The sequence below is a fragment of the Saccharomonospora iraqiensis subsp. paurometabolica YIM 90007 genome (genome assembly GCF_000231035.2).
GTDB classification, from domain to species: domain Bacteria; phylum Actinomycetota; class Actinomycetes; order Mycobacteriales; family Pseudonocardiaceae; genus Saccharomonospora; species Saccharomonospora paurometabolica.
The window spans coordinates 2,669-7,809 of record NZ_KI912240.1 but is presented as its reverse complement, the minus strand read 5'-3'; the positions used below and the strand labels follow the sequence as shown (position 1 = coordinate 7,809).

7 protein-coding genes and 1 pseudogene are annotated in these 5,141 nt (G+C 72.5%); 5 read left to right on the top strand and 3 right to left on the bottom strand.

Going from position 1 to position 5,141, the window contains the following annotated elements; translation table 11 throughout:
* Both SACPADRAFT_RS0213290 and arr read left to right on the top strand, forming a co-directional pair.
* Positions 1–158: pseudogene (locus SACPADRAFT_RS0213290) on the top strand (RNA polymerase subunit sigma-24); the annotation flags it as partial.
* 69 nt (positions 159–227) lie between these two features.
* The gene (gene arr / locus SACPADRAFT_RS0213285) at positions 228–650 is read left to right on the top strand and encodes an NAD(+)--rifampin ADP-ribosyltransferase (RefSeq protein ID WP_007026413.1); all 423 of its coding nucleotides are present in this window, start codon (positions 228–230) and stop codon (positions 648–650) included.
* 45 nt (positions 651–695) lie between these two features.
* Here the strand turns inward: arr and SACPADRAFT_RS27550 are convergent, their stop codons facing one another.
* Both SACPADRAFT_RS27550 and SACPADRAFT_RS29920 read right to left on the bottom strand, forming a co-directional pair.
* Positions 696–1,190, bottom strand: a complete 495-nt coding sequence (locus SACPADRAFT_RS27550) for a DUF6114 domain-containing protein (RefSeq protein WP_007026412.1) — start codon at positions 1,188–1,190, stop codon at positions 696–698.
* Positions 1,190–1,801: a DUF6230 family protein gene (locus SACPADRAFT_RS29920; RefSeq protein WP_007026411.1), complete on the bottom strand. Its 612-nt coding sequence runs from the start codon at positions 1,799–1,801 to the stop codon at positions 1,190–1,192. The genes SACPADRAFT_RS27550 and SACPADRAFT_RS29920 overlap by 1 nt, the downstream gene beginning before the upstream one ends.
* 143 nt (positions 1,802–1,944) lie before the next feature.
* Here SACPADRAFT_RS29920 and SACPADRAFT_RS0213270 point away from each other — a divergent pair, with 143 nt between their 5' ends.
* Together SACPADRAFT_RS0213270 and SACPADRAFT_RS0213265 are read left to right on the top strand one after the other, a co-directional pair.
* A complete protein-coding gene (locus SACPADRAFT_RS0213270; protein ID WP_007026410.1) occupies positions 1,945–2,586 on the top strand; it encodes a TetR/AcrR family transcriptional regulator in 642 nt (213 codons plus the stop codon).
* Between the two features lie 37 nt (positions 2,587–2,623).
* Entirely contained in the window at positions 2,624–3,145 is a 522-nt protein-coding gene (locus tag SACPADRAFT_RS0213265; RefSeq protein WP_007026409.1) for a TrmH family RNA methyltransferase, read from the top strand.
* A 7-nt stretch (positions 3,146–3,152) separates the two neighbouring features.
* Here the strand turns inward: SACPADRAFT_RS0213265 and SACPADRAFT_RS27540 are convergent, their stop codons facing one another.
* Positions 3,153–4,214, bottom strand: coding sequence for a TerC family protein (locus tag SACPADRAFT_RS27540; protein WP_051442456.1), 1,062 nt, complete (start codon positions 4,212–4,214; stop codon positions 3,153–3,155).
* Positions 4,215–4,611: 397 nt separating this feature from the next.
* Between SACPADRAFT_RS27540 and SACPADRAFT_RS0213255 the strand changes: the two genes are divergently transcribed.
* Positions 4,612–5,141, top strand: a 530-nt coding sequence (locus SACPADRAFT_RS0213255; protein WP_007026407.1) for an rRNA adenine N(6)-methyltransferase family protein, incomplete at its 3' end; no start/stop codon positions are given.

The window sequence follows — 5,141 nt, the reverse complement described above, 5'->3', positions numbered from 1 at the left end:
CGCTGCGGTCCTACCATCTGCTGCCGAGCGTGCGGGGCGATCTGCTGGCCCGGCTCGGGCGGCACGACGAGGCGCGCGGCGAGTTCGCCCGCGCGGCCAACCTCGCCGGCAACGACCGGGAACGCGCGCTGCTGCGGCGGCGGGCCGAGAATGCGTGAGAACCGGGCGGGCCGACGGCCGGTGCGCTAACCTGGCATCTTCGATCGTTCGCGTTCCTGGGGGTTGGTATGAACGACGAGTCGAGTGTTCCCGCAGCGGATTCCGGGCCCTTCTACCACGGCACGAAGGCCGATCTGAAGCCGGGCGATCTGCTGGTTCCCGGGCACAGCACCAATTTCGGCGCCGGGAAGGCCGCGAACCACATCTATCTGACCGCGACGCTGGATGCGGCCACCTGGGGTGCCGAACTCGCGGTGGGCGCGGGGCCGGGCCGGATCTACCGGGTGGAGCCCACCGGCCCGTTCGAGGACGACCCCAACCTGACCGACATGCGGTTCCCGGGGAATCCGACGCGGTCCTACCGCACCCGGGAGCCGCTGCGGGTGCTCGACGAGGTCACCGACTGGGAGCCGCACCCGCCCGAGGTGGTCCGGACGATGCGGGCCGATCTCGCCGAGCTCGAACGACGCGGCGTCGAGGCGGACGACTGACCGGCGGATCGGCGCCACCGCCGCCCCGATGGGGTTGCGGGGCCGCTACTCCCCGGCCGGGGTGTCCGGGGCCGGATCCGTCGGGGTGTCGTCGGTCCCGCCCGGCCGGGCCGCGTTGTCCGGTGTGGAATCGGGCTGTGGGGTCCAGGCGAAGGCCAGCGCGCCGCCCACGAGGCTGGTCAGCATGCCGATGCCGAATCCGCCGAGGTTGCTGTAGACGAACGAGGCCAGCGCCAGCACCACGATGGTCACCGACGCCACCCCGCGGTGCTCCGGTTGCGCCCAGCACAGCAGGCCGAGCGCGGCGATGAGTCCGCCGAGCAGGAATCCGGCGAACCCGGCGGTGCCGGGCAGGGTGAGCACGGTGAACCGCCCGGCGGGCAGGAACAGGATGGTCAGCCCGCCGGCGACGGCGAACGCGCCGCCCCAGAACGGGCGGGACCGGCGCCACCGGGTGAAGGCCCCGCACACCCGGCGGGCGGGGGATCGGCCGGTGTCCCGGGGGGCCGGGTCGGTCGTCGGAGTGGGGGCCTCGGGCATCAGAAGCACTCCTCGGTGTCGCGGCCGAGGGTGAGGTCGACGCCGGAGAGGTCGAGGTCGGCGGCGGTCACCCAGCGCACGTCGGCGTGGATGCCGATCATGAGGGCGCGGGCGTTGATCGGCAGGGTCCCCTCCGGGCCGCTGTCGCGGGGGGTGCCGTCGGGGGCGGTGTCGGCGCGGTTGAGCGACAGTGTCTGCCCGGCCACGTCCACACCGTCGATGCTCTCGATGGCCATGCGCAGGTCGCCCGCGTGCAGGGGCGGGGCGTCCGGCGCGGTCTCCAGGCGGAGCACGTACCGGCCCAGCGGGGTGTCCACGGCGCCGGAGGTGCACAGGCCGCGGGCCTCGACGTCGGAGAGTCCGACGGCCACGACGGTGCGGTCCTCGCCGTCGCGGGTGCGGAAGAACCGGGGGAAGCCGCCGTGCCCGACCGCGGAGATCTCGTCAACGGAGACCTTGAGGCGTTGCTGGCCCTGCACGGCGGCCGAGACGGGCAACACGCCCTGCACCACCCCGGTGACCATCAGCCCGACCGCCCCGAGTGCGGGCAGCAGGACGGCGGCGAAGCGGCGCCACCGGGTGCGGCCGGGGGTGTGGGGGGAGTGCGACATGATGGACCGGACCTCTCCGACGGAAAACGAGACTGTCAGTCTTGCAACGAGACCGATAGTCTCACAGTTGCGGCGGGCGGCGGGAGGGGATCATGGGGACCGTCGTCGCGACCACGAACGACCAGCACTGATCGGAGAGGCGGATGCCGGATTCCCGTGCCGCGACACCCCCGGACCCGCCCGAGGAGGGCGGCCGGGACCGCGACCCCCGCGTCGTGCGCTCGCGCAACCGGCTGGTGCAGGCCGCCAGCGGACTGCTGGCCGAGGGCGGGGTGCAGGCCGTCACCATCGACGCCGTCACCCGCACCGCGGGCGTGGCCCGCGCCACGCTGTACCGGCACTTCGCCACCGGCACCGACCTGCTCGCCACCGCCTTCGAACAGCTCCTGCCCCCGGTGGCGCCCGCCCCGGACAGCGGGCCGCTGCGGGACCGGCTGGTCACCCTGCTCACCGGGCAGGCCCGACTGCTGGAGGACGCCCCCCTGTACGCGACCGTGCTGTCCTGGCTGGGCATGGACACCGTCCCGGCCGCCGACGACGAACGCCCCGGACGGCGCAGGCTGCGCCGCCGCATCGTCGACCAGTACCGGCAGCCGTTCGACGCCGTGCTCACCAGCCCGGACGCCGCCGCCGAACTCGGGGACGACCTCGACGTGGCCACGGCCCTGGCCCAACTGGTCGGGCCGCTGATCTTCAACCGGCTGGTCACCCACGAGCCCGTCGGCGCCGACTTCTGCGCCCGCCTCGTCGACGACTTCCTCACCGCCCGCGCACACCACCGCTGATCCGCCCCCGCGGGCGGCTGGGTAGGCTCCGCGGATCGTGGAACGAAACGGCACCGCCGAGCTCCGGCGCAGCATCGTGGTCGTGGCGCACAACATCCGCTCGGCACACAACGTCGGGTCGCTGTTGCGCACCGGTGAGTTCTTCGGCCTCGACCGGGTGTGGGTCACCGGGTTCTCCCCGTACCCCACCTACGCCGACGACCCGCGGGACCCGCGGCTGCGCGACCTGCAGACCCGCAGGCTGGCCAAGGCCGCCGCCGGAGCCGAACGCACCATGCCGTTCGACCGGCACGACGACGTGCAGGCCCTGCTGGAATCGCTGCGTGCCGACGGCTACACCGTCGTCGGCCTCGAACTCGACCCGACCGCCGTGCCGCTGACCGACTACGCCCCACCGGCGCGGGTCGCGCTCGTGCTCGGCGACGAGGTCGCCGGCATCACCCCGGAGATCCGGGACGCCTGCGACCGCCTGGTGGAGATCCGGTCCCACGGCCGCAAGGACACCCTCAACGTCAGCGTCGCCGCCGGCATCGCCCTGCACCACCTCCGCGTCGCCTGAGGCAGCCTCACTCCCGCGAGTCGTCCCTCCCCGCCCGCGAGTCGACACCCCCGGACGCCGAGTCGACGCTCCCGGACGGCGAGTCGGCGCTCTCCGACTGGGCGCTCTCCGCATCGTCGGAGAACCCGGGCGCGGCGGGTGCCGCGGGCGGGGCGGTGCTGCCGCGGGTCCGCACCCAGCTGGCCACGATCGCGCCGGTCAGCACCGCGGCCACCACCGACAGCGACAGCCACGTGGGGATGTGCACGACGTCGAGCAGCAGCATCTTCACGCCCACCCACACCAGCACGACCGCGAGACCCGCCTTGAGGTAGACGAAGCGGTGCATCACCTCGGCCAGCAGGAAGTACATCGCGCGCAACCCGAGGATCGCGAACGCGTTCGAGGTGAACACCAGGAACGGTTCCTGCGTCACCGCGAAGATCGCCGGGATCGAGTCGACGGCGAACACGATGTCGCTGACCTCGACCAGCACCAGCACGGCCAGCAGCGGAGTGGCCACCCACCGGCCGGCCTGCCGCACGAAGAACCGTTGCCCGTGGAAGGTGTCGGTCATCGGCACGACCCGGCGGAAGGCGCGCAACACGATGCTGCGGTCCGGGTCGACCGTGTCGTCGTCGCCCTGACGCGCCATCTTGATGCCCGTGTAGACGAGGAACGCGCCGAACAGGTACAGGATCCAGGAGAAGCTGGCGATCAGGAACGACCCGGCGGCGATGAACGCGGCGCGGAACACCAGCGCCCCCAGCACGCCGTAGAACAGCACCCGATGCTGGTACTTCCGCGGCACACCGAAGTAGCTGAAGATGATCGCGAAGACGAAGACGTTGTCCACCGCCAGCGACTTCTCGATCACGTACCCGGCGAAGTACTGGCCCGCGAACTCGGCGCCCCAGAACCACCACACGACGAGCCCGAAGGTCACGCCGAGGGCGACCCACACGCCCGACCAGGCCAGCGCTTCCCGGACCCCCACGACATGCGCCGTGCGGTGGGCGATCAGGTCGACCGCCAGCATCATCAGAATGACCGCGAGCACACCGGCCCAGGCCCACCACGCGACTGTCACCACGACCTCCGGTTCCACGAAAACGGGACCGGAGGTCTCCCCTCCATCACGGTGTCGCGTGTGATGCGCCGGGACCGGGCTGCCACTTCGGGCTGCCGTAATGACGACCCCGGCGGGGCGGGTACTCCCCTCCGTGAGTTCCAGCCTGGCGGAGTCCCCGCCGGGTGTCAAAGCGGTGCAGCCCAGGTCACCTCGCACCCGACCCCCGGGATGCACCGCCCGGTGCACTGCTACCCTCCGAAGCATGGGGACTTTGTTCCGCGCCGTCTTCTTCGCGCGGCTGCGCCGCGCCTGACGGCGAGCTGACCACTTTTCAGCTCGGCCGCACCCGATTCGGCCATACCGGTGCGGCGGTCCGACGCTGCCCGGTCCATTTCTCCGTGACCGGAGTATCCCCATGTCTTCTGCCCTTCCGGGCGGTCCGCACGAGCTCGGCCAGAACTTCCTCGTCGACCGGTCGGTGATCAACGCGGTCACCACCCTCGCGGCCCGCGTCCCACACCCGATCGTCGAGATCGCCGCCGGCGACGGCGCACTGACCCGACCACTCGGCCGGCTGGGTCGTCCGCTGACCGCCGTGGAGGTCGACCCGCGCCGCGCCCGGCGACTCGATCGCCGCACCCCGGACCACGTCGACGTCGTCCACGCCGACCTGCTGCGCTACCGCCTGCCCCGCCATCCGCACGTGCTCGTGGGCAACGTGCCGTTCCACCTCACCACCGCGGTGCTGAAACGGCTGCTGGCCGCGCCGCACTGGCACACCGCGATCCTGCTCGTGCAGTGGGAGGTCGCCCGCCGCCGCGCCGGGATCGGCGGCGCCACGATGCTCACCGCGCGGTGGTGGCCCTGGTTCGAGTTCACCGTCGACCGCCGGGTGCCCGCCCGGGCGTTCCGCCCGGCGCCGTCGGTGGACGCGGGCCTGCTGGT

Excerpts from the sequence above, each read along its gene's own strand:
- SACPADRAFT_RS0213270 (WP_007026410.1), top strand. The coding sequence starts at position 1,945 with ATGCCGGATTCCCGTGCCGCGACACCCCCGGACCCGCCCGAGGAGGGC.
- SACPADRAFT_RS29920 (WP_007026411.1), bottom strand. The coding sequence starts at position 1,801 with ATGTCGCACTCCCCCCACACCCCCGGCCGCACCCGGTGGCGCCGCTTC.
- SACPADRAFT_RS27550 (WP_007026412.1), bottom strand. The coding sequence starts at position 1,190 with ATGCCCGAGGCCCCCACTCCGACGACCGACCCGGCCCCCCGGGACACC.
- arr (WP_007026413.1), top strand. The coding sequence starts at position 228 with ATGAACGACGAGTCGAGTGTTCCCGCAGCGGATTCCGGGCCCTTCTAC.